Source organism: Glycomyces tritici (genome assembly GCF_030403505.1).
Genome location: NZ_JAUEMJ010000011.1, coordinates 48,517 through 74,821, shown reverse-complemented (window position 1 = coordinate 74,821; position 26,305 = coordinate 48,517). Strand labels below are relative to the sequence as shown.

26 protein-coding genes and 1 pseudogene are annotated in these 26,305 nt (G+C 70.2%); 12 read left to right on the top strand and 15 right to left on the bottom strand.

Annotated features, from left to right (window positions below):
- Positions 1-96 precede the first annotated feature (96 nt).
- Together QWI33_RS25380 and QWI33_RS25375 are read left to right on the top strand one after the other, a co-directional pair.
- Positions 97-1,701 (top strand): glycoside hydrolase family 43 protein, encoded by a 1,605-nt coding sequence (locus QWI33_RS25380; RefSeq protein ID WP_289959638.1) that lies wholly within the window; start codon positions 97-99, stop codon positions 1,699-1,701.
- A gap of 206 nt (positions 1,702-1,907) precedes the next feature.
- A complete protein-coding gene (locus QWI33_RS25375) occupies positions 1,908-2,399 on the top strand; it encodes a hypothetical protein (protein ID WP_289959637.1) in 492 nt (163 codons plus the stop codon).
- A gap of 83 nt (positions 2,400-2,482) precedes the next feature.
- On the opposite strand, the gene QWI33_RS25370 is transcribed toward QWI33_RS25375, so the two are convergent.
- The 4 genes from QWI33_RS25370 to QWI33_RS25355 all read right to left on the bottom strand — a co-directional run bounded on the left by QWI33_RS25370 (position 2,483) and on the right by QWI33_RS25355 (position 7,308).
- Positions 2,483-3,739 carry a hypothetical protein gene (locus tag QWI33_RS25370; protein WP_289959636.1) on the bottom strand — a complete coding sequence of 419 codons (1,257 nt, stop codon included), beginning with the start codon at positions 3,737-3,739 and terminating at the stop codon, positions 2,483-2,485.
- Positions 3,740-3,905: 166 nt separating this feature from the next.
- A complete protein-coding gene (locus QWI33_RS25365; RefSeq protein WP_289959635.1) occupies positions 3,906-5,183 on the bottom strand; it encodes a vanadium-dependent haloperoxidase in 1,278 nt (425 codons plus the stop codon).
- Between the two features lie 296 nt (positions 5,184-5,479).
- A complete protein-coding gene (locus QWI33_RS25360) occupies positions 5,480-6,127 on the bottom strand; it encodes a response regulator (protein WP_289959634.1) in 648 nt (215 codons plus the stop codon).
- Positions 6,124-7,308 (bottom strand): sensor histidine kinase, encoded by a 1,185-nt coding sequence (locus tag QWI33_RS25355; RefSeq protein ID WP_289959633.1) that lies wholly within the window; start codon positions 7,306-7,308, stop codon positions 6,124-6,126. Before QWI33_RS25355 ends, QWI33_RS25360 begins: the two co-directional genes overlap by 4 nt.
- A 149-nt stretch (positions 7,309-7,457) precedes the next feature.
- On the opposite strand from QWI33_RS25355, the gene QWI33_RS25350 reads away from it, so the two are divergent.
- Positions 7,458-8,303: a CPBP family intramembrane glutamic endopeptidase gene (locus QWI33_RS25350; RefSeq protein WP_289959632.1), complete on the top strand. Its 846-nt coding sequence runs from the start codon at positions 7,458-7,460 to the stop codon at positions 8,301-8,303.
- Positions 8,304-8,372: 69 nt separating this feature from the next.
- Here QWI33_RS25350 and QWI33_RS25345 read toward each other — a convergent pair whose 3' ends face one another.
- Positions 8,373-9,200 carry an alpha/beta fold hydrolase gene (locus tag QWI33_RS25345; protein WP_289959631.1) on the bottom strand — a complete coding sequence of 276 codons (828 nt, stop codon included), beginning with the start codon at positions 9,198-9,200 and terminating at the stop codon, positions 8,373-8,375.
- A gap of 143 nt (positions 9,201-9,343) precedes the next feature.
- Positions 9,344-9,901: a TetR/AcrR family transcriptional regulator gene (locus QWI33_RS25340; RefSeq protein WP_289959630.1), complete on the bottom strand. Its 558-nt coding sequence runs from the start codon at positions 9,899-9,901 to the stop codon at positions 9,344-9,346.
- 108 nt (positions 9,902-10,009) lie between these two features.
- Between QWI33_RS25340 and QWI33_RS25335 the strand changes: the two genes are divergently transcribed.
- Positions 10,010-11,197, top strand: a complete 1,188-nt coding sequence (locus tag QWI33_RS25335) for a serine hydrolase domain-containing protein (protein WP_289959629.1) — start codon at positions 10,010-10,012, stop codon at positions 11,195-11,197.
- Positions 11,198-11,271: 74 nt separating this feature from the next.
- On the opposite strand, the gene QWI33_RS25330 is transcribed toward QWI33_RS25335, so the two are convergent.
- Positions 11,272-12,237 carry a sensor histidine kinase gene (locus tag QWI33_RS25330; RefSeq protein ID WP_289959628.1) on the bottom strand — a complete coding sequence of 322 codons (966 nt, stop codon included), beginning with the start codon at positions 12,235-12,237 and terminating at the stop codon, positions 11,272-11,274.
- 534 nt (positions 12,238-12,771) lie between these two features.
- Here QWI33_RS25330 and QWI33_RS25325 point away from each other — a divergent pair.
- On the top strand, positions 12,772-13,554 hold the full coding sequence (locus QWI33_RS25325) for a SigB/SigF/SigG family RNA polymerase sigma factor (protein ID WP_289959627.1): 783 nt from the start codon (positions 12,772-12,774) through the stop codon (positions 13,552-13,554).
- Between the two features lie 15 nt (positions 13,555-13,569).
- On the opposite strand, the gene QWI33_RS25320 is transcribed toward QWI33_RS25325, so the two are convergent.
- A complete protein-coding gene (locus tag QWI33_RS25320) occupies positions 13,570-14,538 on the bottom strand; it encodes a sensor histidine kinase (RefSeq protein WP_289959626.1) in 969 nt (322 codons plus the stop codon).
- Positions 14,535-14,957 (bottom strand): STAS domain-containing protein, encoded by a 423-nt coding sequence (locus QWI33_RS25315; RefSeq protein WP_289959625.1) that lies wholly within the window; start codon positions 14,955-14,957, stop codon positions 14,535-14,537. Before QWI33_RS25315 ends, QWI33_RS25320 begins: the two co-directional genes overlap by 4 nt.
- A 315-nt stretch (positions 14,958-15,272) precedes the next feature.
- On the opposite strand from QWI33_RS25315, the gene QWI33_RS25310 reads away from it, so the two are divergent.
- The 5 genes from QWI33_RS25310 to QWI33_RS25290 all read left to right on the top strand — a co-directional run bounded on the left by QWI33_RS25310 (position 15,273) and on the right by QWI33_RS25290 (position 19,727).
- Positions 15,273-15,818 carry a GrpB family protein gene (locus QWI33_RS25310; RefSeq protein ID WP_289959624.1) on the top strand — a complete coding sequence of 182 codons (546 nt, stop codon included), beginning with the start codon at positions 15,273-15,275 and terminating at the stop codon, positions 15,816-15,818.
- 100 nt (positions 15,819-15,918) lie between these two features.
- Positions 15,919-16,410 carry a VOC family protein gene (locus QWI33_RS25305; protein ID WP_289959623.1) on the top strand — a complete coding sequence of 164 codons (492 nt, stop codon included), beginning with the start codon at positions 15,919-15,921 and terminating at the stop codon, positions 16,408-16,410.
- A 10-nt stretch (positions 16,411-16,420) separates the two neighbouring features.
- A complete protein-coding gene (locus QWI33_RS25300) occupies positions 16,421-17,230 on the top strand; it encodes a MerR family transcriptional regulator (RefSeq protein ID WP_289959622.1) in 810 nt (269 codons plus the stop codon).
- 95 nt (positions 17,231-17,325) lie between these two features.
- Positions 17,326-17,874: a hypothetical protein gene (locus QWI33_RS25295; protein ID WP_289959621.1), complete on the top strand. Its 549-nt coding sequence runs from the start codon at positions 17,326-17,328 to the stop codon at positions 17,872-17,874.
- A 191-nt stretch (positions 17,875-18,065) separates the two neighbouring features.
- Entirely contained in the window at positions 18,066-19,727 is a 1,662-nt protein-coding gene (locus QWI33_RS25290; protein ID WP_289959620.1) for a right-handed parallel beta-helix repeat-containing protein, read from the top strand.
- Between the two features lie 136 nt (positions 19,728-19,863).
- On the opposite strand, the gene QWI33_RS25285 is transcribed toward QWI33_RS25290, so the two are convergent.
- From QWI33_RS25285 to QWI33_RS25265, 5 genes are all read right to left on the bottom strand, one after another.
- On the bottom strand, positions 19,864-20,100 hold the full coding sequence (locus tag QWI33_RS25285; protein WP_289959619.1) for a hypothetical protein: 237 nt from the start codon (positions 20,098-20,100) through the stop codon (positions 19,864-19,866).
- A gap of 208 nt (positions 20,101-20,308) precedes the next feature.
- Positions 20,309-20,473, bottom strand: a complete 165-nt coding sequence (locus QWI33_RS25280; RefSeq protein ID WP_289959618.1) for a hypothetical protein — start codon at positions 20,471-20,473, stop codon at positions 20,309-20,311.
- 494 nt (positions 20,474-20,967) lie between these two features.
- Positions 20,968-21,570 carry a superoxide dismutase gene (locus tag QWI33_RS25275; RefSeq protein ID WP_289959617.1) on the bottom strand — a complete coding sequence of 201 codons (603 nt, stop codon included), beginning with the start codon at positions 21,568-21,570 and terminating at the stop codon, positions 20,968-20,970.
- Positions 21,571-21,790: 220 nt separating this feature from the next.
- Positions 21,791-23,380 (bottom strand): cellulase family glycosylhydrolase, encoded by a 1,590-nt coding sequence (locus QWI33_RS25270; protein WP_289959616.1) that lies wholly within the window; start codon positions 23,378-23,380, stop codon positions 21,791-21,793.
- Between the two features lie 260 nt (positions 23,381-23,640).
- Positions 23,641-24,495 (bottom strand): class I SAM-dependent methyltransferase, encoded by an 855-nt coding sequence (locus QWI33_RS25265; RefSeq protein WP_289959615.1) that lies wholly within the window; start codon positions 24,493-24,495, stop codon positions 23,641-23,643.
- 150 nt (positions 24,496-24,645) lie between these two features.
- On the opposite strand from QWI33_RS25265, the gene QWI33_RS25260 reads away from it, so the two are divergent.
- Positions 24,646-25,002 (top strand): hypothetical protein, encoded by a 357-nt coding sequence (locus QWI33_RS25260; protein WP_289959614.1) that lies wholly within the window; start codon positions 24,646-24,648, stop codon positions 25,000-25,002.
- A 37-nt stretch (positions 25,003-25,039) separates the two neighbouring features.
- Here the strand turns inward: QWI33_RS25260 and QWI33_RS25255 are convergent, their stop codons facing one another.
- Positions 25,040-25,591 carry a hypothetical protein gene (locus QWI33_RS25255; protein WP_289959613.1) on the bottom strand — a complete coding sequence of 184 codons (552 nt, stop codon included), beginning with the start codon at positions 25,589-25,591 and terminating at the stop codon, positions 25,040-25,042.
- 102 nt (positions 25,592-25,693) lie between these two features.
- Between QWI33_RS25255 and QWI33_RS25250 the strand changes: the two are divergent.
- Positions 25,694-26,221, top strand: a pseudogene (locus QWI33_RS25250) (DNA ligase LigA-related protein); the annotation flags it as partial.
- Positions 26,222-26,305: the final 84 nt, after the last annotated feature.

The window sequence follows — 26,305 nt, the reverse complement described above, 5'->3', positions numbered from 1 at the left end:
CGAGGGGGCGCACCCTCCGGTCCGGCCACGCCCTGCCGCGACCCGTCCGACCAGCCCACCTACGTAGACCATCCTCGACCAGCGAAGGGAGCCACCATGTCCTGGCTCGAATTTTCCAAGAGCCGCAGGGGAGTGCTCATCGGCGGGGCCAGCGCGCTCGCCGGAGCCGTCGCCGCGACCGCCGTCCACCCGTTCACCGCCGGAGCCCAGCAGTCGACCTTCGCCAACCCCGTCATCTGGCAGGACTTCGCCGACGTCGAGGTCATCCGCGTCGGCTCGGACTTCTACATGACCGCGTCCACCATGCACTACTCGCCAGGCGCGCCCGTCCTGCACTCGCGAGACCTCGTGAACTGGGAGTTCATCGGCCACTCCGTGCCCTCGCTCGACTTCGGGGCGAAGTACAACATGAGCGGCGGCCGCGGCTACGTGCGCGGCATCTGGGCGTCCTCGATCGCGCACCGCACCAGCGAGAACCGCTTCTACTGGCTCGGCCAGATCGACTTCGCCCGCTCCTACATGTACACCGCCGCCAACCCCGCCGGGCCCTGGACCCGCCACGCCGAACTGAGCCGCGCCTACTACGACGCCGGGATGCTCGTCGACACCGACAACACCATCTACGTCGCCTACGGCAACACCCAGATCTCGGTCGCCCAGCTCTCGCCCGACGGCAGGACCGAAGTCCGCAACCAGCAGGTCTTCAGCACGCCCTCGAACATCGGCACCCTCGAAGGCGCCCGGTTCTACAAGATCAACGGCAGCTACTACATCTTCCTCACCCGGCCGGCCAACGGCCAGTACATCCTCAAATCCTCCTCGCCTTGGGGCCCTTACACACTCAGGCAGGTCCTGCTGGACATGCGCGGCCCGATCTCCGGCGGCGGCGTCCCCCACCAGGGCGGGCTCATCTCGACGCCGAACGGCGCCTGGTACTACATGGCCTTCGTCGACGCCTACCCCGGCGGGCGGATGCCCGCGCTGGCGCCGATCACCTGGACCTCGGACGGCTGGCCGCAGGTCACCACCGTGAACGGCGCGTGGGGGAGCACCTACCCGTTCCCGAACCTCACCCCGCACCCCGTGCCGTCCCTGACCGGCACCGACGAGTTCACCGCCGCGACGCTCGCCGCCAAGTGGGAGTGGAACCACAACCCCGACAACACGAAATGGACGACCGGGAACGGGCTGCGGCTCCAGACCGCCACGGTCACCAACGACCTCTACTCGGCCCGCAACACCCTCACCCACCGGATCCAGGGGCCCTCCTCCACGGCGACCGTGGAACTCGACCCCTCCGCCATGGCGAACGGCGACCGCGCGGGCCTGGCGATGCTCCGCGACGCCTCGGCCTGGATCGGCCTGCGCCGCGACAACGGCGTCACCCGGCTCTCCATGACCGACGGCCTGACCATGGACGGCAGCTGGAACACGACCGGCACCGGCACCGAACGCGCGAGCGCCGAGCTGTGCGGCGCCCGGGTCTGGCTGCGCGTCACCGCGGACATCCGCCCCGGTTCGGGACGCCAGGCCGTCTTCTCCTACAGCGAGGACGGATCGAGCTTCAGCCAGCTCGGGCCCGCGTTCACGCTCAACAGCAACTGGACGTTCTTCATGGGATACCGCTTCGCCGTCTTCAACCACGCCACCACCGCGCTCGGCGGGGCCGTCACCGTCAAGAGGTTCTCGGTCACCACTTAGGCGTTGCGAGGCGCCGTGCACCCCCGAGCGAGCCGGCGCCTCGGCGACCCCACTGGACGATCCGCGTCTCTTCTGTGGACGGTCACCGGTTTCCATTCCACGGCACCGTCATACGTTCGGAGGATTGCTCAATGTGGTCGGACTGCAACAGACTCTGGAGGTCATCACATCGATGATGTTCGATCATCTCTGATTCAAGGAGCGCAATGCGAACGAACCTCCTCCGGCGGGTCCTCGTGGCCTTCGCCGCCGTCCTCGCCATGACCGCCGGCGCGGTCATGACCGCCTCGCCGGCCCAGGCGGCCTGGGGCGGCCAGATCCCCGTCACCATCCAGGTCACCGGGAACGGGCACTCGCTCGGGTACGCCAGCGGCTGGGTCCAGTTCGACACGGGCGGGACGACGTTCCAGTACTCGATCACCGTGTGCCGCCAATCGAGCTACACCACGCCGACGCTGACCGTGGCCGTCAACAACCAGAGCAACAACCAGGTGGGCACGGTCGTCGCCACCCACTACATGAGCTCGTGGACCCCCGGCGGCACGGCCCCCTGCTACGGCGGCAGCCAGACCTTCACCGGCGTGCACTCGTACTCCCCGCTCTCCAACACCTACTTCCTGCTCGCGGGCAACACCTTCGTCAACGGCAACAACTTCACGGTCTTCACCCAGGACCGCCTCGTCTACAAGCAGTACTAGCGTCCCACCCGGCCACCCACACGCCTCGGTCCGTTGGGAGGGCACTCGGACCCGAACCCCGGGCACCGGGCCCTGACCAGGCGTCACCCCAGGTTCCGCACCAGGTCGGTCACGTCCTGCCAGACAGGGCTCTCGCCGAGGACGTACCCGGCGAACGGCAGCAGGAGCACCAGGTTCCGCACGGTGAACCGCCGCCGGATCGCCGGATCGATCGGCCACACCGGTGTCGCCTCGAACTGCCGGTAGCGCTCGACCAGCGTCTCGAGCCGCTGCTTGGCGGCGTCCACGTCGCCCGCGCCGCCCTCCGCCGCGTGCCGGTGCGACGCCTCGATGCCGGGCGTGAGCCCGTCGGCCTCGGCCAGCAGCACGGCCTCCTTCTGCCGCCGCATCATCCGGTGTATCGAGTACAGCGGCAGGATGAACGCGAGCACGCCCATCAGCGTCGCCACCGCCAGCAGCGTCAAGTACTGGCCGAGGAAGGGGCGGTAGCGGTCGATCGCCGGTGCGCCCTGGGCCAGCGAGAGGGTCAGCACCCAGGCCCCGAGGAACGCGGCGGGCAGATTCGCCAGCAGCGAATGGTAGAAGTAGAAGTCGCCGATCGGCTTCAGCCCGGCGGCCTCGTCGGGGTGGACCGGGACCATCCGCAAGGTCACCTCCAGGCGCCGCAGCGACCTGCCGAGCAGCCCGTAGCCGATCAAGCGCCCCATCCAGGCGCCGATCACCGCCCCGGTGACCGTGACCCAGACCTGGTCCGCGACGGCCGGACCGAACTCCCAGTAACGCCAGTTCGCCTGCAGCTCTTCGAACCTCGGCCACGTCACCGTGAGCGCGACCGCCACGGCTCCCGCGCCGGCGATCGCCAGGCGCCTTCCCGAGCGCTCGAACTCGCGCTCCAGCCGCCGCACCGCCTGCCGGTCACCGGACAGCAGTTCGCGCCGGCACAGCCGCCGCAGCGCGTACCGCAACCGTGCCGGGGTGTCCTCGGCCAGCTCCAGCCCGATGAGCAGGACGAGCCAGGCGCTGAGGACGAGCAGGTCGCCGCGCTGGTGATCGGCCATGTAGGCCAGCTGCTGGAGGATCATCGCCGGGAGCGTCGACCACCGCAGCCACCGCATCGCCGTCCGCGACATCCGGCGGCCCGCGACGAGCGCCGCGGCGAGCACGACGATGCTCCACGCCTGGGGCAGCATGAAACCGAAGTACTTCCAGCTGCCCGCCGATCCGTGCACGAGGACGACGGCGCTGAGCGCGGCGCACGCGGCCAGCCGTGCGATCGGGCGGCCCGCCCGGGGCCGGGCGACGGGCGCGGGCGGGGTGGCAGGGGGAGCCGGTGGTTCCAATCCCGTTCGTCCTTGGGATCTCGAGGGCGCACGGCGCCGGGGCGTCCTGCGGCGCAGCGGTTCGGGAGGAGCCGCGCACACCACAGTGTCCCAGGCGGACCCTCACGAGTAAAGCTCCCGAGCGAACCGAGACCGCAGTGGCCGGGTGCGGCACGGCGGCCCTGCGTCAGCCGAAGAGGTCGTCCTGGAGGTGCACCGCATGGCCGACCACGTCCGCGCCGAGCGTCAGGGCGTCCCTTCCGGCCGTGCGGAAGTGGATGCCGGTCAGCACGCGCGCCGAGACGGCCTCCGGACCCAGTGCGGCCCAACCCGAGTACGAGCGCGGCGTCGCCGGGAAGTCCGGGCTCGTGAGCCGGAACCCGCGCCCGGGACCCTGCGGCACGAGCGCCTGCAGCAGTGCTTGGCCCACGCCGGTGTAGAGGCTGGTCCCGCTGATGTAGTCGGGGTGGCTCGGGGTCGTCTCGAACGGGGTCCAGCCCGGCTCGGGGGCGTCCGGGTCCTCCCGGACGGCGCTGATCGGACGCCAGTGCCAGTAGTGGTACTTCGTCTCGGCGCCGGCGATCTGGGAGTCGACCTGTCCGATGTAGAAGAGGGCGACGAGCTCCACGCGGTCGGCGAGGTCGTCCGTCCGCTCGAGGCCCCGCCGCAGCGACTGCTGGAGCAGCGGGACCGCCGAGGTGAACCAGAACTGCGCGATGAACGACTGCTCCTCGGTGCGGTCGGGGGAGTCGAGCCGGCCCAGCGACCGGACCTCGTCGAGTTCGGCGCGGTAGGCGTCGGAGCCGACGGGCGGCGGGCCGGCGGGCCGGAACTGCTCGACCGATTCGAGCGCGAAGGGCCTGGCGTAGGCGATCCCGGCGGTGGTCGGGCGCGACAGTGCCGGCGGGGTGGGCCGCCAGATCCCCGGTGCGGGTGCGGGGACTTCGATCTGGGGGCTGATCGAGGCGGGGTCGAGGCCGTCGCCTTCACGGTCGGCGAGCAGGGCTCGGGCTTCCCGCGCGCCGGCGGCGACGCCCTCGCTCTTGGCCCTGCCCTTGGGAATCCGGGCGAGCGCCTCAGCCAGCGCCGCGTCGAGCGCTTCCTGCTGCCCGGTGGTGAGCGCTGACAACCCGGTGTGGAGCGCCGACGCGAGGGCGGCTCGGGAGTAGTGCTCGCGGCTTCTGCGCGGCGCGGTTCGCAGGGCCCGCGCGGCGGCGCTCCAGGCGATGGCCCAGGAGCGGTCGTTGATGACGCGGACGGTCGACCCTCCCGCGGCGGTGACGGCGACCGTGGTGTCGAACCAGGTCAGGGCGTCGTCCGCGCCGCAATCCGCAGTGGCTCCGGAGGCGGGTTCGGCGAGGCTCGCGCCGACGCCCGCGGCGACCGAGGCCGCGGCGACGGCGGCGAGGAGACTGCGTCGGCGGGGGTTGACGAACTTGAAATCGTGGTCGGGCCGGCTGAGCACGTGGCGTTCACTCTCCTGAAAGGGGTGGTCCGATGGGGATCGGGACGTGATGCTCGTGGTGTGGCGGTGACGGGTCGGCGGGCTTGCCGCGTGCCGATCGCGGCGGAACGGGTGCGCTATGTCGGAGCGGCGGCGGGTTCGCGGACGGGGTGTCGCCCCCGTTCGGCGTCGCGTCGCCCGCTCGTGCCCATGCGTCCATGATGGCCCAGTGGGCGGTGCCGCGCCTCCACTGAACGGATGAGTTCGCGGCGGCCCTCCGGGGTGCGCGGCAGCCGACCTGGCCTCGGCAGTGCGGGTCACGGGGTGGCGCGGCCGGTCTGCCAGCACCAGGCGGCGATGCCCACGCGGTTGGCGGCGCCGAGCTTGGCCTGGATGTTGGCCAGGTGCGTCTTGACCGTGCCGACGGAGATGAACAGTTCGGCGGCGATGTCGGCGTTGGAGAGGCCGCGTGCCACCAGCCGGGCCAGTTCGGTCTCTCGCGGCGTGAGCGGATTCCGCTGCGCCTTACCGGTTCGGACCGGCGCGAGATGCTGGAGCAGCCGGACGGTGATGGCCGGGCTGATCAGCGATTCGCCGGCGACGGCGGCGCGCACGGCCTCGGCGAGCAGGGCCGGGCCGGAGCGCTTCAGCACGAAACCGCACGCGCCTGCCTGCAGCGCTGTGTGGACGTACTCGTCGTGGTCGAACGTGGTGACGATGACGACCCGGACCGGTTCGGGCGCCGACGCGTCGGCGAGGAGCCGGGTGACGTCCAAGCCGTCCAGGCGCGGCATCCGGATGTCGACCAGGGCCACATCGGGGCGCAGCGACCGGGCGAGCGCGACCGCCTGGAGGCCGTCGGCGGCCTCGCCGACGACGGCCATGTCGGACTGGGCGTCGATGAGGCGGCACAGTCCGCGGCGGACGCCGTCCTGGTCGTCGGCGACGAGGACACGGATCGTCACGACGCCTCCCGTCCGAGCGGCAGGCTCGCCTCGACGAGCCAGCCCGTGGCGTCGGGGCCGGCGTGCAGTTCGCCGCCGAGCGCCTCGACCCGGGCGGCGAGTCCGATGAGGCCGGTCCCGCCGTGGCCGCCGCGGTGCGCGAGGCGGTGGTGGCGCACCAGTGATCGCGAGGCGGTGTCGGCGACGCGCACCCGCAGCACCGCCGCCTCGGCGGTGAGCGCGACGCTGACCTCGGCGGCGCTCGGGGCGTGCCTGCGAACGTTCGTCAGGGCCTCGGCCACCAGCCGGTAGACGGCGTCACCGGCCTCGCGCGGGACGCGATCGGCCAGATCCGGGTCGATATGCCGGTGCACGGGGACGCGCGCGGTGGCCGCGAACCTGTCGGCCAGCTCGGCCACGTCGGCCACCCCGTACGTGCGGGTGCCGGGCTCCGCCGCGCCGCCCTCGTCGCGGAGCATCCCGACGGTCCGGTCCATCGCGGCCAAGGCCTGCAGTCCGGCCTTCTCGATGCGCTCCAGCGCGTCCGGTGCCTGCGCGGGGTCCGCTTCGGCGCGGGTCGCCTGCGCGTCGAGCACGATCCCGGTCACGTCGTGCGCCACCAGGTCGTGCAGGTCGCCGGCGAGGGCGAGCCGCTCGCGCCGCCGCACCTCGGCCAGCGCCCGCGACCGGCGCCGGTCGGCCAGTCGCGCGACGACACCGACCGCTACGGCGACCAGTCCGACGATGGTCCAGCCGCCGAGGAAGAACACGTACTCGGTCCACAGGGGAGACGCGTCGCGCAGCATCCGCAACGGCTGCAGGCCGAGCGCGAGCACGGCCAGGGCCGCGGCACCCGCGGCCTGCCGGCCGGGCGCGTGTCGCACTGCCACGCCGACGAGCACGGCGAACGCGGCGAGCTCCACGAGGACCCAGATGCCGGCCGAGCCGGTCAGCGGGCCCCGGTGAAGCAGGGTGCACAGCAGTGAGACGGCGGCGACCGCGGAGGCCGCCGCACCCGTGCGCCGGTACCGGAGGCACCTGCCGCCCGGGGCGGCGAGTGCGAGGACCGCCGCGACCGCGGGCACCACCGCCGACCACTGCGCGAACGCCAAGCCGACCGCCCCGGCGGCCACTACGGCAGCCGCCGTGAGCATCCGGGCCACACGGGCCGTGCTGTCCTTGCGTCGCGATGCATCGTTCATGCCCCGAACCGTACCGAGCCCGGTCCGCGGCGTCTCTCTGCCGAAAGACGGATATGCCGTCCGGCCGATCCCTCCGACGACGGATGCACGACGGCGGCCCGCGGCGGGCACGCTGGACCGCACGTCAACGCCCATCGAGGAGACCGAACATGATCCAGACCCCAGTCCCGTTGCGCCGCAACCCGATCATTCGCACGATCAGCGACCGCCCGCTTCTGAGCTTCTTCGTCCTGTCGTTCGCGCCCGCATTCGCCTACGAGCTGCTGTGCATCCTCGTCCTGCGCCTTCCGCTGGTGCCCTGGATGTTCGCCGCGCCCTTCATCGGGCCGTTCCTCGCCGCCTTCGTCGTCACGGCGGCAACCGACGGCCGCGCCGGTGTGCGGGCCCTGGTGCGCGACCTGTGCCATTGGCGAGTGGGACGGCGCTGGTACGCCCTGGTCATGATCGGCCTCCCGGCACTGCTGATGCTGTGCGTCCTACCGCTGCCCGGCGCGCTCGCGGCGTTCCGGCCCGAGCCCGGGGAGCTCGGCGGCTGGGCGGTCGCGTTCGTCGTCGTCCTCATCGTGGGCGGCCCGCTCGGGGAGGAGCCCGGGTGGCGCAACTTCGCCACGCCGCGGCTGCAGGAGCGGTTCGGGCCCGCGCTCGGCACGCTCGTCCTGGGGGTGATGTGGGGCCTGTGGCACCTGCCGCTGTTCCTCATCGACGGCTACAACCACGCCGGCAGCGACCTCGCCGCCAGCGTCCGCCCCTACCTCGTGTTCCTCGGCTTCACGATCGCGATCGCCTACCTGTTCACCTGGTTGTACAACCGCACGGAGGGCAGCGGGCCGATCGCGATCCTGGCGCACACCTACTGCAACGTCTCGCTGCTCCCGGTGCTGTTCCCCGGTGTCGACAACGACCTTGCGTACGAGACCGTGCAGCTCGTGGCCTTCGCGATCCTCGCCGTCATCCTGCTGCTCGCGACCCGGGGGCGCCTGGGCCTGCGCAACTGAGCGCGACGCCGGTCCGGCCGCGCCCGGCTCCACGCGACCGCAGCGGAGCCGGGCCCGGACCGGAGGCGTTCACCGCACGGACTCGGTCCAGCGCGTCAGCTCGGCGGCGAGGCGGACCGGCGCGTCGAGTTGGACGAGGTGCCCGGCGTCTTCGATGACGGCGAGCGAGGCGCCCGGCATGGCCGCGTGGAGCCGGTGCGCATGGTCGACCGGGATCCAGGCGTCGTCGGCGCCCCACAGGATGCGGGTCGGTTCGTCGATGTCCCCGTAGCGGTCCTCCACCTCGTCGGTGAACCGCTCGTCGGCCGCCTCGATCTGCCGGTAGAAGGCCGGCTGACCGGACTCGCCGGTCCACGGATCGACCAGGGCTCCGAGGTCGGCGTCGCTCAGCCCGCGGTGGGAAGCGCCGCGGATGTACGCCTCGACAGCTCCACGGTGGACGGGCGGAGGCAGCCGGGTGAGGACGTCGGCGTGTTCGCGTACGAGGCGGTAGAACGGCGAGCCCCAAGGCCGCAGCGCCACGACGTCGACGAGGCACAGCGAGGCGTACCTGGTGCCGTGGAGCAGCCGGGCCCGCAACGCGACGGTGCCGCCGTAGTCGTGCGCGATCACATGGGGCCGTTCAAGACCCCACGCCTCGAGCAGGTGCGCGAACAGCTCGGACTGGAAGCCGAGGTCGACGGCGTGGGACGGGTCCTTTGATGAGCGGCCGTAGCCGGGCATGTCCCAGAGGTGGACGGTGAAGCGCTCGGCGAACGCGTCGGCGAAGGGCCGCCACAGGTAGGACGACCAAGGCGTGCCGTGCAGGAGCACCAGGGCGGGACCGGACCCGAAGCGGTCCCACGCGATCGTCCGTCCCTGCCAATCGAGCGTTCGGGAGAGATCATGGGTCGGCATCCGTGCACCCTACCGGCGATCGCCGCGCCCGTCATGCGTTCACGCCGATCGGGGCGGGGACGGTGCCGTGCCTCAGGTAACCGGATTGTTCGGTCCCGCAACGCTTCCCGTGCCGCCGGCGCGTCCCCGGCGCCGGACGGCGGTCAGTCGAGGTCGAGGATCGCCATGGCCCCCAGGAAGAGTGCTTCGCGGAGCGCTTCGACGGGGGCGTCCGGGAACCGGCCGACCGGATCGGTGGCGGCCGCGAACGCCTGCGCGGCGCGGAGTCGCCGGCGCCAGTCGGCGCCCGGGCCGGCGAGGATCGCTGTCGCGCGGTCGACCGTGGCGACGACCGTGCCGACGAGCTGCATGGAGTCGTCGCTGTAGATCGACGCGTCCCGCAGGAGCAGGCGCATGACGTCCTGGTGCGTGATCATCACCGCGATGCAGTCGCGCAGGAGGCGGCGCCGCGCCTCGTCGGCGTCGGGCTCGCCGGCGGCGGCCTCCACTGCCGCGCCGAGCGCCTCGATCGGTGCTTCCAGCAGCTGCTCGAGGATCTCAGCCTTGCTGCTGAAGTGGTGGTAGAGCGAGGGTTTGGCGATGCCGAGCCTGGCCGCGATCTCGCGCATCGAAGAGGCCCGGTACGTGTTCGCGCCGAACAGCTCGCGAGCGGTCTCCAAGATCCGGTCCCGCGTGACCGCGGTGTCCTGCCTGCCCGCCAATGCCGCTCCTTCGTCGTCGCTACGCCGGTCATGCTACCCCATTGACTACCGACCGGGCGGTAGGCTAATCTACCGACCGGACGGTAGGCTACGAGGAAGGGGCGCACCATGCCGACAACGATCGAAGGCGTCACGGCCGCAGGGTTCGAGCCGGTACGCGAGTGCTTCGCGCGGCACTTCGCGGACCGCAAGGAGGTCGGGGCGGCGGTCGCGGTGCTGCACCGCGGCCGCCCGGTCGTCGACCTGTGGGGCGGGCAGGCCGACCCCGAATCGGGCCGGGCGTGGCACCGCGACACCGTGACGGGCATCGCCTCGACCACCAAGGCCATGGCCGCCGTCAGCGTCCTGCACCTGGTCGACCGCGGCAGCCTCGAACTCGACCGACCGATCGCCGACTACTGGCCCGCTTTCGCCGCCGAAGGCAAGCAGGACATCACCCTCCGCATGGTGCTCACCCACCGCTCGGGCGTCGTCTCGCTTGAACACGCGCCGGTCACCTACGAGGCGCTGGCAGCAGGCACCCCGGTGTTCGACGCGATCGCCGCCGCACGTCCGCAATGGACGCCCGGCGGGGCGCACGGGTACCACGGGGTCACGTTCGGCCACCTCCTCAGCGGGGTCGTCAAAGCGGTCACCGGCGCCACCGTGGGCCGGTACTTCGCGTCCGCGATCGCCGAGCCCCTCGGCCTGGACTGCTACATCGGCCTGCCCGAGAGCGAACTGCCGCGCCTGGCGACGCTCGTCGTGCCCGCCGCGACCGAAGCGGTGATGCTCGGCAGCCGGGTCGCCGAACTCCAAGGCCTGTACGAAGGCCTCGCGGACCCGGCCTCACTCACGTACCGGGCGATGTACGGCAGCTTCCAGATCGGATGGGAATCGGCGAGCGACCCCAAGTTCTCGCTGGTCGAGGCGCCCTCGACCGACGGCGCGGCGAATGCGGCCGGCCTGGCGAAGCTGTTCGCCGCCACCATCGGCGAGGTCGACGGCATCCGGCTGTTCGGCCCCGAGCTGGCCCGGCAGGCCGGAACGGTCTACAGCACCGGCCGGGACCGGGTGCTGAACATCCGCACCGACTGGGGCCTGGGGTTCATGGTCCCGGGCGGCCCGTTCGTCCCCGGCGGCGTCCCGGCCGGGAGCTTCGGCCACGGTGGAGCGACCGGGTCCTTCGCGTTCGCCGACCCCGGCGGCGAGCTCGCGTTCGGCTACACCCCCAACCGCGGATCGGAACTGCTGGAGGGCAACGACCTCCGCGTCAACGGACTCGTGGACACCGTCTACCGATGCCTGCGGGCATGAGCGGGCACTCGGCCATGCCCGAGCGTGCACCTGCGACGCGGACGGGGGGACGTGTAGATCGCGGCGACCGACGGTCAGTCCGCCCAGTGGTCCCGGTCCGAGTCCATTCCTATGTAGATTCTCATGGTGGTGCCCGCCGGGCCCGTGTGGGTGCGGAGCAGGTCCACGACATGGTTGACCAGCAGCAGTCCGTGGCCCTCGCGGCCCCCGTCGACCGGGCGGCGGCCCGCGAGGGGGTCGGTGAGGTGCCCGGCGTCGGCCACTTCGCAGACGAGCAGGTCGCCATCGGTCCAGACGCGCAGCGTCCCGGTCCCTCCGCCGTGGCGGATGCTGTTGGTGACCAGTTCGGTGACGGCGATCTCGAGGTCGATGAGCCGGTCGGCGCGCAGGCCGGCCTTGCGTCCGAAGGAGGTCACGAACCAGCGGGCGTTGTCGACGGTGCCGCGGTCGACGGCGCGTTCGATGGCCGTCTTGGGCGGCGGCGGGAGCGGCCGGTTGTAGCGGGCGACGACGCGCTCGTGATCGAACGCGGCGCTGGTGCGGCGCCCCTTGCCGTCGATGACGACCGGATGCGTCGCGAGCGAGTCGGCGATCGCCCGCCGGTCGAGGCCGTCGACGTCGTACGGGCACAGGATGGCGACGTTCCTGCCGGTGAAGGCGGGGTTGATCAGCGCCTCGTGCTGGGCGCAGGCCGGGTACTCCAGATCGCTGCGGCCCTGCCAGATCGGCTCGCCGATGATCCGGACGCGGCGGTCGCGATGCCGGTCGGCGAACTCGCGCAGGACGCCGGGGATGATCCGGCCGGGGTTCGCGCCGGCCTTGGTCATGTCGAGCATGTGCACGCGTGCCGCCGAGGCGCCCAAGGCGTCCTGCAGCAGGTCCAGGTTGCGGGCCGGCACTGCGACGGCCACGGGTTCACCGGCGGTGAGCGCCTCGTCGATGAACGGGATCGTGCCTTCCAGGTACTCCTGGGGGCCGCGGTAGTGCAGGGTGGGATGATCGAACGGCTCCTCGGCCCGGAGGGCGGGCATTGAGCTCATCACGCGCCTCCTTCGACCGGGACGGTGCCTGCCGCTCGTCGGTGTTCACGACCGCCGACAAGTGTGCATCGAGTCGCGGTCGAGTATACGTGAAGCAACCAAACGTAGTTGCGGAGACAGCTGTGAGTTATCGACCGACGTCTATTCGCTGATATCCGGGGAGCGGGTCGGCCGCTGATTCCGGAGGTGCGGCAGCGAACCCCTGTGGCGGGGGAGTGGCGATCGTGCTGGTGGCGTAGCTGATCGCCGGCCGCATTCCCGGCTCGCGAAGCACATGTGATCTCCATCTCAAACAGGTTTAAGAATTGCGTTGGGAGCCGCCTGGTGACATCCCCAAGCCATTCTCGTATGCTGATGAAAACGTTGAAGTCGATGGGAGTCAAAGGCGACGAAGTCGCTGAAGGACATGCTACTCCTGACCAGAATGGTCGGACGGTGACCACGGCGTTGACAGCATTGAGGGCTCGGTGGACAGCCGGGCCCGCTGCAACTCCAGGGCACCTACCCCCCAAGCCAAGACTGGAGGAAGAACCTATGACCCACACACGACAGCAGCAGCGCCGCAAGTCGGACGAGTACAGCCACCTCGAGCCGCTGTTCGAGGACCTGGCGCGGCTCGACCCGGACGATCCCGAGTGGACCGAGGTCAGGGACCGCCTGGTCACCGGCTACCTCCCGCTGGCCGAGCACATCGCGCAGCGGTTCTCCGGCAAGGGCATTGCGAAGGACGACCTGGTCCAGGTCGCCTCGGTCGGTCTGATCCACGCGGTCGACCGGTTCGACGCCCGCAAGGGCGCGGACTTCCTCTCCTTCGCCGTCCCGACGGTCATGGGCGAGGTGCGACGCCACTTCCGCGACACCACCTGGCCCATGCGCGTGCCGCGCCGGCTCCAAGAGCTGCGCCTCTCCCTCAACCACGCCAGCGCCGAGCTCTCCCAGGACCTCGGCCGCCCGCCGACCGACGAGGAGCTGGCCGAGCACCTCGACATCACCGTGCGCGAAGTCCAGGAGGGCTACGAAGCCCGCCAGGCCTTCCGGGCGGTCTCGCTCGACGAGCCCCCGTTCGAGGACGAGAACCGGCTCTCCCTGGCCGAGACGATCGGCGGCGAGGACAGCGCCCTCGAGCTCGTCGAGAACCACGAGACGCTCGCCCCGCTCGTCCAGGAGCTGCCCGAGCGCGAGCGCAGGATCCTCGGCCTGCGCTACTTCGGCGACATGACCCAGACGCAGATCGCCGAGGAGGTGGGCATCTCCCAGATGCACGTCTCCCGCCTGCTCAACCGCACGCTCAACGAGCTCCGCGAGGAACTCGCCTGAGCCGCTGCGCCGGGTCTACGCGCCGGGCAGGCGAAGGTAGATCCGGATGGTGGTCCCACGGGGACTGGTGTGCGCGAGGAACAGGTCCACGACCTGGTTGACGAGCACCAGTCCCCGTCCGTGTCCCTGCGACTCGTCCTTCGGCATGCGACCCGCGAGCGGGTCGGTGATGTGCCCGACGTCGCAGACCTCGCAGATGAACTGCGCGCCTTCGGTCCAGACGCGGAACGTGCCGGTGCCGCCGCCGTGCTGGATGCTGTTGGTCAAGAGTTCGGTGACGGCGATCTCGAGGTCGATGAGCTGCATGCTCGAGAGGCCGGCCGAGCGCCCGTACGAGGTCACGAACCAGCGCGCGTTGTCGAGCGTCCGCTTGTCGGCGACGCGCTCGATGGCGGTCCTCGGCGCGGGGGCCAGCGGCTGGTTGTAGTCGGTCAGGATGCGGCCCGGATCGTACTGCTCGCTCGGGTGCCGCCCCGTGCTGTCGATGACCAGCGGGTGCGTGGCGCGCGCGTCCGCGATCGTCTGCGGGCTGAGGCCTTCGGCGTCGTAAGGGCAGAGCTTGGTGACCGGGCGGCCGTCGAAGGCGAGGTTGAGCAGCGCCTCGTGCTGGACGCACGCCGGGTACTCCAGTTCGCTGCGGCCGGGCCAGATCGGCTCGCCGATGATGCGCACCCGGTGACTGCCCTTGTGGGCGTCTACGAATGAGCGCAGCACCCCGGGGATGATCCGGCCGGGATTGGCGCCGGCATCGGTCATGTCGATGAGCATGACGCGCTCGGCGGAGGTCCCCAGCGCCTTCCTGAGGGACTCCAGGTTGTGCTTGGGCACGGCGGCGGCCGCGGGCTCATCGGCGCTCAGGGCGGCCTCGATGAACGGAACGGTGCCGGCGAGGAACTCGTCGGGCGAGGAGTAGAAGAAGACGGGGTGCTCGAACCCGTCCGTGTTCTCCTGATCGCGGATGCCCGATGTTGATGCTTCGGTCATTGATCTCCTTCGATCAGTATCCCGGCCGCGCAGTCCGGCCACAGCACCCGCATGACCCGGTCGAAGCCAGGGGGCGCCCCGTGGGCGACGATCAGCTGACCGCCGTCCAGGCCGTCTGCGATGTTCACGAGCAAGGTGACCCCTCGGACGTCGATGAATCGGAGCCCAGCGAGGTGGAGGTGGACCTCGGCGCCATGGCCGGTGACCCGACGCAGTGCTTTCTCCCAGTCGTCGTGGCCGTTCAAATCTATCTCACCGACCACCAGCAGTCCGGCCTCGTGGCAGTCGCATTCGGTGATCAGCAGCTGCTCGACCGAAGTGTCCGGTTCGGTAAGAGGTGTACGCGAATTCGCCACTGGGGAGGAATGCGACTCACCGGACTTGCCGTCCGCAGGTTCCGCTGTCACGACACCTCCCAATGGGTCACTACAAACCGGTGCATCTCACGGGAGCCGGTGCTCCGCGCTTGCCACATGGCCCACCTCTCGCGAAGCGGTGATGAGGTCGATAAAGATTCCATCCGAGGTCGGGCCCTTGCGGGGCGCGGGCCGATCCGCGGTGGTGAGGATGCTATCACCGGCGCGCCCGAGCGCCTCAGATCCACGGCACGGTCCACCAGTCGGGACACTGAGGACTGCGCCCGGAACGGCGTCTCACCGGTGAGACGGTCCCGCGAGCCCGGCCCCCGCCGACTCGATGCCGCGGATGGTCGCGCTTGATGGAGGATAGCGCTCATGCCGATCGACGCCAAGCTGCACATCGCCGATTACGACCCCGACTGGCCGCGCCAGGCGCACGCGGCCATCGACATGCTCAGCGGTGCGGCGCCGGGCCTGTTCGCGGCGATCGAGCACATCGGGTCCACCGCGGTGCCAGGACTGGCCGCGAAGCCCGTCATCGACCTCATGGCCGCCGTGCCGAGGCTCGAACTCGTCGGCGCGCACCAGGATGCGCTGGCCGCGCGCGGATTCCACCCGCACGACAACGGCATGGCCGACCGCCTGCTGTTCGTCCGCGCCGACCAGGGCGTTCGCAGCCACATCCTGCACGTGGTCACCCTCGACGGCTGGCCGACCAGAAACCAGCGAATCCTCCGCGACTACCTGCGACGACACCCCGAGGACGCCGCCCGCTACGCGAGCCTCAAGCGCGAGATCGCCGCTACCGGAACGGTGCCGGGGGAGTACTCGCGCGCGAAGACCGCACTGGTGCAGGAGCTGACCGACCGCGCCCGTGCCGAGCAGGGGCTGCCGTCCGAGCCGGTATGGGAGAAGCGCTGACCGGTGCCCGGGACCGGCCCGTTCGCGGTGACCGGGTTCACGGCCCTGCGCGGGCGTCCCGGCTTGACCCTCACGCGGCGTGAGGCTCGACGATCGGGGCATGACCGAGTACATCAGCCCAGTTCCCATGCCGTCCCCGACCGCGGTCGCACCCGAGATCTACAAGGGCGTCTACGGCATGCCCATGTTCGCCTCCATCCCCACGAGCGACTTCGAGGCCTCGAAGCGCTTCTGGACCGAAGGGCTCGGGTTCATCGACTTCTTCACGACGCCGGGCCAGATGACGCACCTGCGGCGCTGGGCGTTCCAGGACGTCCTGCTCCTGCCCGGGGAGCCGACCGCGCAGACCCCTGGGATGACCGTCACCTTCACCTGCGTGCTCAGCCAGTTCGACGAGATCAAGGAGCGCTGCGAGGCGATCCTCCCCGGCTGCACGGAAGGGCCGATCGACCGGCCCTGGAACACGGTCGACCTCATCGTCACCACGCCCGAGAACGTCAAGGTCGTCATGACCAGCGGCAAGCCCCTGGACCTGAACGGCCCGGTGGCCGACTACCTGCGGGAGAGCGGATGGGACCTGCCGACCGAGTGATACTGGACCGGTGAACGACCGACAGCACCGCGCCCCCGGCGGCCTCACCGTCGGGGGCGCGGCCGCGCTCGTCGGGGTCAGCGTGCGGACGCTGCACCACTGGGACGAGATCGGCCTGGCGCGCCCGAGCCACCGCACCGGCGCCGGGTACCGGCTCTACACCGACGACGACATCGCCCGGGTCCACCGCGTCCTGGTCTACCGCGAGATCGGCATGCCGCTGAGCGAGATCAAGCGGCTCCTCGACGACCCGGCCGTCGACGCCCGCGAGCACCTGCGCCGACAGAAGGCACAGCTCCAGCAGGGCATCGCCCGCATGGAGCGGATGGCCGGCGCGGTCGATCGAATGCTCGACGCCCTGGGCCGTGGCATCCGGTTGACGGCCGAGGAGCAGGTGGCGATCTTCGGCGAATCCTGGGACCCGGACTGGCAGGCCGGGGCCGAGGAGCGCTGGGGCGACACGCCGCAGTGGCGGCAGTACGCCGCACGCGCCGCGCATTTGGAAGCGGACGACTGGAAGGCCGTGGCGGCGCGCACCGAGGCGTTGAACGCCGACCTCGTCGCCGCGAAGCGCTCGGGCGCCCTGCCGGGTTCGGCCGCGGCGAACGCGCTGGCGGAGCGGCACCGGGAGCTCATGTCCACGTACTTCGACTGCACGCACGCGATGCACGTGTGCATCGGCCGCACCTATGTGGACGACGCCGCGTTCACTGCGAACCTCGACGCCGCCGAGCCGGGCCTGGCGGTGTGGCTGCGCGAGGTCTTCGACGCGAACGCCGAGGCCAACGGGACCGATCCCGAGACGGCGACCTGGGATTGAGCCCGGAGCCGCTCCTTCAGGAGCCGAGCGCATGTCGGTTACGATCCGGATCGCGCGGCGAGGATTCGGCGCGGCGGCGAGCAGGGGGCGACGACATGGCTGACACGGAAATCGACGTCGAACGGATCCGGCGGCGGCTGCTGGACCTCGAGGGACGGGTGCACACCCTCGAGTCGATCGCGATCCGCTCGCTCGCCTTCGCCGCGGCCTGCCTGCTGATGCTCGGCAGTGCGCTGCCCACCTTCACCGACGCGCGGTCGTTCGACCCGATGACGGTGCGGCTGCTGACCGCGCCGTTCGCGGTCCTCGGTTCCCTCGGCGAGGACGAGGACGAGCAGGTCTTCGGGGTCGTGATGGGACTGGTCTTCCTGGTGCTCCTGGCATGCGTCCTCACCGCGGTCGGGATCTGCATCGCCCAGTGGCGGCGCTGGGCCGGTCCCGGCCTGGTCCTGACCGCCCGGATCGTCGCGGTGCTGCTGCTGGTGGGCATGCTCGTGCCCGTCCTGCTGACGTACGGGGCGTCGAAGCCTGAAGTGGACGACGTACCCGGCCCCGCGGCGTGGTACTTCGTGCCGGGAGCGGTCGTCTTCGCCGTGGTCACGTTCAACGAGCACCTGCGGCAGCTGTGGTGCCGCGAGGAGTGATCGCCAGCCGTTGAGGCGGAGGGCGGAGCGGCCCCCTCGCTTCGGTCTCGACCCGCTGAGCCTCACGCAGCTCGAGGGCGCTCGCGAAAGTTTGGGCAATCGGTTGCATCGAAACCATTGACTCCTTGAAAGCCCTTGCCTTAGATTCATTGAAATGCCTCAATATCACCCTCACGAGAGGTAGTTCACAGATGAGACGTACAGCGAGACTCAAGATCGGCGCGGCGCTGGCCGCCGCTGCGGTGGTGATCGCCGGGAGCGCCATGTCGATGACGATGGCCGCGGCCGAGACCGCCGACAGCCCGTCCTACTCGACCCAGGCCCTCGGCGCCAACCTCAGCCTCGGCGCGGGCGCCGACGGCACCAGCAAGGCCAGTGGCACCAGCTACGGCAACGTCATCGACGGGAACGCGAGCACCTACTGGTCTCCCGCCGGGAGCACCGGCCGCGTCTCCGTCAAATGGGGCTCGGCCCAGACCGTCTCCACCGTGGTCATCACGACGGCCTCCGGCGGCGGCACCATCGGCAACTGGCAGGTCGTCAACAACGACAACGGGTCCGTGCTGGCCTCCGGCACGGGCGCGGGCACCATCACCTTCGCGGCGACCTCGCTCAAGAAGATCAACTTCGTCATCACCAGCGCCAGCGGCACCCCGCGGATCGCCGAGTTCGAGACCTACGCGGGCACCCCTGACGGCGGCGGCACCACCGAGCCCCCGACCGAGGAGCCCACGACACCGGGCGACCCCGGCACGACCACGCCGCCGCCGAGCTCGGACGCGCTCTACGCCGCCCCCAACGGCTCCGCGAGCGCCGACGGCTCGATCGGGAACCCGACCACGCTCGCCTCGGCCGTCAGCCGGATCAACGCCGGCGGCACGATCTACCTGCGCGGCGGCACCTACAACCTGTCGACCACGATCGACATCCCGCCGGGCAGGGACGGCGCCTCGGGCAACCGCACCGAGCTGTTCGCCTACGGCACCGAGAAGCCGGTGCTCAACTTCTCGGCGCAGGCCGAGAACACCGCCAACCGCGGCATCGCGCTCGGCGGCGACTGGTGGCATCTCAAGGGCTTCGTGGTCGAGCACGCCGGCGACAACGGCATCCTGGTCGGCGGCAGCAACAACGTCGTCGAACGGGTCGTGACCCGCCACAACGCCGACACCGGCCTCCAGATCGCCCGGTACACCGCGGGTGCGCCCTCCAGCGAGTGGCCGGCGAACAACCTCATCCTCAGCTCCGAGTCGCACGACAACGTCGACTCCGACGGCGAGGACGCGGACGGGTTCGCCGCGAAGCTCACCTCCGGCTCCGGGAACGTGTTCCGGTTCTGCGTGGCCCACAACAACATCGACGACGGCTGGGACCTGTACACGAAGGGGGACACCGGGCCGATCGGCGCGGTGACCATCGAGGACTCGCTCGCGTACGACAACGGGACGCTCTCCAACGGCGGCCAGGCCGGCAACGGCGACCGCAACGGCTTCAAGCTCGGGGGCGAGGACATCGCCGTCAACCACACGGTGGTGCGCACCATCGCCTTCGAGAACGGCAAGCACGGGTTCACGTACAACTCGAACCCCGGCGCCATGACGATCTCGAACAACCTGAGCATCCGCAACGGCGAGCGCAACTTCAACTTCGACGCCGGCAGCTCGGTCTTCCGCGGCAACACGTCGTGCGACAGCGGCTCGAACGACCGGATCGTCGGGAACTCCGACGGTTCGAACCAGTGGGACACCGGATCGAACGGCTCCCGCTGCTCCGCTTACGGCGGCAGCCTGAGCTGGAGCTTCAACTCCAGCGGCACGCTCGTGGTCGCCATAGGCGGGGCGGTGGTCGACCTGTAGTCCGCACCGTCCGCGCATGAGGCGGCCGCTCCCGTGCCGGGAGCGGCCGCCTCATTTCGTATGGGATGCCAGTGCGCACGCACGCTGCCGCATGGCGATACGGGGACCTCGCATCAGGTGCGCGCGCGATGCGGCCTCAGCCGAGACCCGCGCTGAGATTGCCGACCGGCTCGCGTCCGGCGGCCGCGGCGACGCATTCGGGGCATTCGTGGCGTCCGTAGAAGGCGGGGTCGATGCGCCAGCCTTCCGCGTCGGCCGCGGAGCAGAGCACGTCCCAGCTGAGATAGGAATCGTCGTTGCAGCGGAACAGTGTGCGGCAGCGGTCGCAGTCCAGTTCGTACGAAAGGCCGCCGTTCGATTCGCGAAATGCCATACCGCTCATGACAGGTAACCTCACTCCGGTCGTGACGAACGGGCCGCCGATCTCCTGGTGGGGATCGGCGCCCCTGGGAGGGGCCAGAGGTTTCCCAGCGCGGCGAGAAGTAAACAGCAGGAGGGGACGCGCTCGTGGAAGCCGCGCGCTCGGGCCCGGTGCATGCGAAACGGGCAGCGCCGACCGGCGCTGCCCGTTGGCACTCAGATCAGAATGCGGCGTCGAACGTCGGGGCTGCGAAGGCCGTCAGGGCGAATGCGGCGCCGAGGAGGGCGAGGCTCACGCCGCGGGAGCGGCGGGACGGGAGCGGCAGCGCTGCGGCGACGAGCAGCACGATCGCGATGAGGTAGAACAGGGCTTGGAATACGGCCATGATGGACTCCGATGCAGTGGGCGGAAGGCCGGAGTACCGCTCGCCGTCGCAGTTGCGCTGCGAGCGCCGGCTTCTCCTGATCGTACGACTAAAATGGATTGATATCCACTGCGGATTCGAGGTTTAAAACCGGTCTGAGCTGGGAACTCGCCCGCGCGATAGTGCCTATGTGTCCAGTGTTGCGAAACTGGAAACCGGATCAGTCTGCCGCGCAGTGCGTATCGTCATCGCCGCTTTGGGTGCAGGTGGTCGCGGACGGGGAACTGGGCGATGCATCTGGGCCCACGTTCCTCCCGGCGGTATCCCGCACCGAGTGCGGCCGCGAGGGAGGCGAAGTCCCAGGAGGCCACTTTGGACCGCGAACTACGGCGACGGGCCCGGCCGGGTTGTTCAGGTCCGGCCGGGCCCGTCTGGGAATCACACCCCGCCTCCCGGCGACGGTGTCGAGGAGAGCGGCGTCGCTCTCCGCGCCTTCGCGGACGCCCGCGCGTCGGTCATGCGGCCGTCGCGGCCGCGTATCGGGCGGCGACGTCCTGCCAGTTCACGACCTCCCACATCGCCTTCACGAAGTCGGGGCGGACGTTCTTGTACTGCAGGTAGTACGCGTGCTCCCAGGCGTCGAACGCCAGCAGCGGGACCGAGGTCTGCGCGACGTTGCCGTGGTGGTCGTAGACCTGCTCCACGATGAGCCGCTTCGAGGTCGGCTCGTAGGAGAGGACGCCCCAGCCCGAGCCCTGCACGAGGGTGGTCGCGGCCGAGAGCTGGCCGTGGAACCCCTCGAACGATCCGAAGTGCTCGGTGATGGCCTCGGCGAGGTCCCCTTCGGGGCGGTCGCCGCCGTCGGGGCTCATGTTCTCCCAGTAGAGGGAGTGCAGGACGTGGCCGGAGACGTTGAACGCGAGGGTCTTCTCCAGGCCCACGATGCCGCTGAAGTCGCCCTTGTCGCGGGCTTCGGCGATGCGTTCGAGTGTGTCGTTGGCGCCCTTGACGTATGCGGCGTGGTGCTTGTCGTGGTGGAGCTCCAGGATGTGGCCGTTGATGTGCGGCTCCAGGGAGCCGTAGTCGTAGGGCAGGTCCGGAAGCGTGTAGACGGTCATGCGAGTGGTCTCCCTCGATCGCGGCGGGGTTCCTAACGCCAGAAGCTTACTATTGCATATTTCTTGCAATAGCTAAGTCTTGCCTTCATGGCGTTCGCGGTGCGTCGACGAGGCGATGCCGATCGGGAAGCCGCACCTGGGAGCGCGCGAAGGGGCGGCACCGCGTCGCGGTGCCGCCCCCTGTCCGAGCCCGGGTGACCGGGCGATGGTGCGGTCGGGTCTAGCGGAGGGTCCAGCGCTGGTTGGAGCCGCCGTTGCAGGACCAGAGGATGAGCTGGGTGCCGTTGGCGGTGCCGGCGGCGTTGGCGTCGAGGCACAGGTTGTTGTGGACGTTGGTGATGGTGCCGTTCGAGTTCACGTTCCAGCGCTGGTTCGCGCCGCCCGTGCAGTCCCAGATGGTCGCCTTGGTGCCGTTGGCCGTGCCCCAGCCCGCCGCCTCGAGGCACTTGCCGTTGACCCGCAGCTCGCCCGCGGAGGTGCGGGTGACCTGCTGGTTGATGCGCTGGTTGCAGTCCCACAGCTGCGCCTGGGTGCCGTTGGCCGTCAAGGAGTTCGGGATGTCCAGGCAGCGGTTGGAGGCGGCGCCCACGATCGCGGTGGAGCCGGACGGCTGGCCGCCGCCGAGGCCGGTCATGATGGCGTCGATGATGCCCTGCTGGGTCACCGTGTTGTTCGAGCGGTTGAACAGGCCGAACCCGTACTGCCCGTTGACGCCGTTGTCCCAGTAGATGGTGGCGGCGCCGTACTTCTTGGAAGTGGACACCATGGTGCGCGCGAAGTCCTGCCGGTAGCGGTTGTTCGCCGAGTCGTGCGAGGACTTGTCGATCGAGCCGTACTCGCCGACGACGACCGGGTACCCCTTGGAGACGAACGCGTCGTAGGTCTTCTTCATCTGGGAGTCCATGTAATCGGCCTGGCCCCAGGTGGAGGTCTTCGACGGGTTGGTCGCGCCGGGGCCCCATTGGGTGATGGTGCCGTTCTCCTCACCGGCGAAGTCCCAGGGGGCGTAGTAGTGCACGGAGATCATGATCCGCTTCTCGCCGCTGGGGATGGAGGGCGAGCGGTGGTTGTCCGTGGGGATCGCGAAGCCATAGTTCCCGGTGGTGTAGTCGATGTTGGTGTTCCAGCCGGGGACGAGCAGCCACCGGGAGGTGTTGTTCCCGCCGGTCTGGCGCACGGTGTCGACGAAGATCTGGTTGTAGGCGTTGATGTTCGAGTAGCAGGGCTGGGTGGGGTTGCCGTACTGCCCGTCGAAGTTCTCGTTCATGGACTCGAGGATCAGGCGCTGGTCGTAGTCGCGGAACCGGGTGGCGATCTGCTGCCACGCCTTCTGGTACTTGTCCCTGATCGCCGTCTGGTTGGACGCGTCGCAGATCAGCCAGGCGCCGGTGATGCTCTTGTAGCCGTCGCCGTGCATGTTGATGACCACGTGCATGCCGCGGTCGTAGGCGTAGTCGACGACCTGCTGGATGCGGTTCAGCCAGGAGGCGTTGATCGTGTAGTTCGGGCCGGAGCCGATGTGGTTGAGGTAGGAGACCGGGATGCGGATGGTGTCGAATCCCGCGGCCTGGACGCGGTCGATCAGGGCCTGGGTGACGGTCGGGTTGTTCCACGCGGTCTCGTTCGGGACGCCGTTGGAGTTGGCTTCCAGGCTGTTGCCGAGGTTCCAGCCGGCGCCCATGTCCGCGATGATCTGCGTCGCGTTGCGCTGTGTCATGGTGTCGGCCGACGCCGGGGCCGCCCAGCCTGTGACGGACACGCCGACCGCCAGCATCACCGCGACGAACGCGGCCTTGCATCGTCTCTTCATCGAAACCACGAGGAGCTCCCTCTCTAGTCCAGCTTGCTACGGGTGACTGGAGGACCCGCCTGCGCCGATGCTCCGGTGCGGACAGGGCGTCTCGATGCGAAGCGGCTTCCGGGGTGGGAAGTTTGTTGGATCAACCAGTAAAACTATGATCCATCTGAATATTTGCGATTGTCAATACTTTCGTTGGATTTTGGGGACTCGATTTGGCGTCCGGTGCCGCCGGACGCCTCACCGGCTCCCCGTTCCAGGGTGCCGGGCGTTTACGCGGCCGATTCGGCGGTGACGAGCCAGACCGATCCGGCGAGCCGCAGGACGCCGTCGACGAGGTGGCGGCGGAGTTCGGCGCGGACCTCATCTAGCACGGACTCCCAGCCTGCGGCGCCGATGCGCGGCACCAGCTGCTCCCGGGCGTGGCGGCCGGTGCCGCCGCTCACGATCATCGAGAGCCGCTCTTCGACGCCGTCGGTGCCGTTGAAGCCGAAGTCGTGCACGTAGTCGAACGGGTCGATCCGGACCGGGTCCCACCCGGACCCGGCGAGCACCGCGTCGAGGCGGTCGCGGTCGGCGAACGCCGTCGGGCCGGGCGCCCCCGGATCGGACGGCTCCGGCTCCGGGTCGAGCCGGTCCATGAGGACCGTCGTCCCGGTGCGGAAGATCGGGTTCTCCGCTTCGCTTCGCCAGCAGGCGAACACGAGCCGCCCACCTGGAGCGGCGGCGCTGCGGAGGTTCGCGAAGGCGGCCACCGGGTCCTCGAAGAACATGACGCCGAACCGCGAGACGATCCGGTCGAACGGCGCGCCCGGGGCCGCGTCGAGCAGATCGGTCGTCTGCGCGTCCGCGACGAGCACGGTCGCCTCCGGGACGCGGCGGCGCGCCGCCGCGGCCATGCCCTCGGCGATGTCGACGCCGACCACTGCGGCCCCTGCCGCGGCGCACTCGGCCAGGAGCGTCCCGCTCCCGCAGCCGACGTCGAGCACCCGGTGCCCGGACGCCGGTGCGGCCCTGGCGATGATCGCCGCGGTGACCGGCGCGAACACGGCGTCGAAGACCGCCTCGTTCGCCACCCATCCTGAAGCGCCTTCGGACCAGTTCTGCCGCATCGATTCATTCACCACAGCGCCACCCTACTGAATCGGCCGCGCGACGCAGGCGATTGCGCCGCCGCGAGCGCCGCCGCAGTGCCATCCGCGGCCCCGCTCCCGGATTGGCGAGCCGCGGAGGCGGTCGGGCGGGCAGAATCGGTGGGGAGCCGAGGAGGGCCGCCGATGAACGTCAACGTGGACCGATCGAGTGTCGCCATGGGCGACGACGTCTACCCGCACGCCGAGACGATCGACCTGCCGGAGTCGAGCACGATCGCCGAAGCGGTCGCCTACCTGCGGCAGCGGCGGTTCCTCGCCACGATCGCGAGCGGGCGCGCGACCTGGCTCCTGGAAGTCAACGGCCGGCCCGCGGCCGTGATCGCCCAGCAGTGGGCGGAGCCGAAGTTCGTCACCGACCCCTCGGACACGCTCGGCTCGTTCGGGAGCGAGGTCTCGCTCATGTTCCGCTACCGCGCGCAGATCGACCCCGACGACCTCTACGACACCCTCGAAGAAGAGGACACCCCTCCCGCGCGGTGAAGCGGGCCGCCGTCGACCCGACCGGCACCGCGGGGGGTCAGCACTGCCAGAGGAACGCGGCTTCGGTGCAGGGGCGGCACGTGAAGACGTACGCGCGGCCGGCGCCTCCGAAGTTCGCCGCGGTGGCGTGGTCCCGCCCCTCCTCGAGGGACGCGGTGAACGCCATGGGGGCGGCGCATCGAGGGCAGGAGGGCGTCTCGTCGTTCTGCAGCCACTCCGGTTCGCCGCCCAGTCGCCCCAGCGCCGACTCCTCGGCGGACGCGTCACGGGCGACGGGACGCAGCGCGGTGGCCGCGCCGAGGAGGGTTTCGCCTTCCGCCGGGACCGCCGCCGGCGCCAGGTCGCCGGTGAACAGGAACGCCCGGTTGCCGCCGGAGGTCGCATCCCAGTCGTCGCACATCCCTGGGTCGTTCTGGCAGAAGAACACCGCCACCGAACCGTCCTCAACGGGCAGATGCGCCAGGAACTGTATGGCGCCGTCGCACTCGCTGCAGAGAGGCCAGTCGAATCCGTCCGGGGTGAGGGGGACGCCGCCGGTGCGGAGCACGGCGGCGTCGGAGGCGGTGTCCCCGCCATATGTCAACAGCATGGCCCACACCGTAGTCCGACAGTGCGACCGCGGATCTTCGGATCACGTGTTCGCGCTGGTCAGTGAGAGGAAAGTGTCGTACCCGCATGGCAATATGAGTGCATGACAACGATCCCTGCGGCACCTGCCGTCACCATCGACACTGAATCCGACTACCTTGCTGCGGTCGCTGCGGCCCGTACCGCCGCGGAGGCCTACTACGGCTCCGGCGAGTCCGGTATGGACGATGACGACTACGACCGGCTCCTGCGCGGCATCACCGCATGGGAGGCCGAGCACCCCGACGAGGTCGCCGCCGACTCGCCCACGCGCGAGGTCGCCGCCGGCGTCGCGACCGGCGACGTGCCGCACCTGGTGCGCATGCTCAGCCTCGGGAACGTGTTCTCGGCCGAGCAGCTGGCCGACTGGGAGGCGTCCCTCCAGCGCCGCATCGGCGGCCGCGACGTGGCCGGATGGGTGGTCGAACCCAAGCTCGACGGTGTCGCTCTCGCCGCCCGCTACCGCGAGGGGCGGCTGGTGCAGCTCGTGACCCGCGGCGACGGCTCCACCGGTGAAGACGTGTCGCATGTGGTCGGCGACCTCCTCGGCCTCCCGAGCGAGCTGGCCGAGCCGGTCACCGTCGAGATCCGATATGTTGAGCGGACTTTCAGAGAAATCCTCGGCGTGTTGCAGTGAGGTAGCACCGTCGGCTCGGTAGATGCTGATTCAAGGAAG

Bases quoted from the DNA above. Each gene is read 5' to 3' on its own strand.
- QWI33_RS25380 (WP_289959638.1), top strand. From the start codon at position 97: ATGTCCTGGCTCGAATTTTCCAAGAGCCGCAGGGGAGTGCTCATCGGC.
- QWI33_RS25375 (WP_289959637.1), top strand. From the start codon at position 1,908: ATGCGAACGAACCTCCTCCGGCGGGTCCTCGTGGCCTTCGCCGCCGTC.
- QWI33_RS25355 (WP_289959633.1), bottom strand. From the start codon at position 7,308: ATGAACGATGCATCGCGACGCAAGGACAGCACGGCCCGTGTGGCCCGG.
- QWI33_RS25350 (WP_289959632.1), top strand. From the start codon at position 7,458: ATGATCCAGACCCCAGTCCCGTTGCGCCGCAACCCGATCATTCGCACG.
- QWI33_RS25345 (WP_289959631.1), bottom strand. From the start codon at position 9,200: ATGCCGACCCATGATCTCTCCCGAACGCTCGATTGGCAGGGACGGACG.
- QWI33_RS25335 (WP_289959629.1), top strand. From the start codon at position 10,010: ATGCCGACAACGATCGAAGGCGTCACGGCCGCAGGGTTCGAGCCGGTA.
- QWI33_RS25330 (WP_289959628.1), bottom strand. From the start codon at position 12,237: ATGAGCTCAATGCCCGCCCTCCGGGCCGAGGAGCCGTTCGATCATCCC.
- QWI33_RS25325 (WP_289959627.1), top strand. From the start codon at position 12,772: ATGACCCACACACGACAGCAGCAGCGCCGCAAGTCGGACGAGTACAGC.
- QWI33_RS25320 (WP_289959626.1), bottom strand. From the start codon at position 14,538: ATGACCGAAGCATCAACATCGGGCATCCGCGATCAGGAGAACACGGAC.
- QWI33_RS25310 (WP_289959624.1), top strand. From the start codon at position 15,273: ATGCCGATCGACGCCAAGCTGCACATCGCCGATTACGACCCCGACTGG.
- QWI33_RS25305 (WP_289959623.1), top strand. From the start codon at position 15,919: ATGACCGAGTACATCAGCCCAGTTCCCATGCCGTCCCCGACCGCGGTC.
- QWI33_RS25295 (WP_289959621.1), top strand. From the start codon at position 17,326: ATGGCTGACACGGAAATCGACGTCGAACGGATCCGGCGGCGGCTGCTG.
- QWI33_RS25290 (WP_289959620.1), top strand. From the start codon at position 18,066: ATGAGACGTACAGCGAGACTCAAGATCGGCGCGGCGCTGGCCGCCGCT.
- QWI33_RS25285 (WP_289959619.1), bottom strand. From the start codon at position 20,100: ATGGCATTTCGCGAATCGAACGGCGGCCTTTCGTACGAACTGGACTGC.
- QWI33_RS25280 (WP_289959618.1), bottom strand. From the start codon at position 20,473: ATGGCCGTATTCCAAGCCCTGTTCTACCTCATCGCGATCGTGCTGCTC.
- QWI33_RS25275 (WP_289959617.1), bottom strand. From the start codon at position 21,570: ATGACCGTCTACACGCTTCCGGACCTGCCCTACGACTACGGCTCCCTG.
- QWI33_RS25270 (WP_289959616.1), bottom strand. From the start codon at position 23,380: ATGAAGAGACGATGCAAGGCCGCGTTCGTCGCGGTGATGCTGGCGGTC.
- QWI33_RS25260 (WP_289959614.1), top strand. From the start codon at position 24,646: ATGAACGTCAACGTGGACCGATCGAGTGTCGCCATGGGCGACGACGTC.
- QWI33_RS25255 (WP_289959613.1), bottom strand. From the start codon at position 25,591: ATGCTGTTGACATATGGCGGGGACACCGCCTCCGACGCCGCCGTGCTC.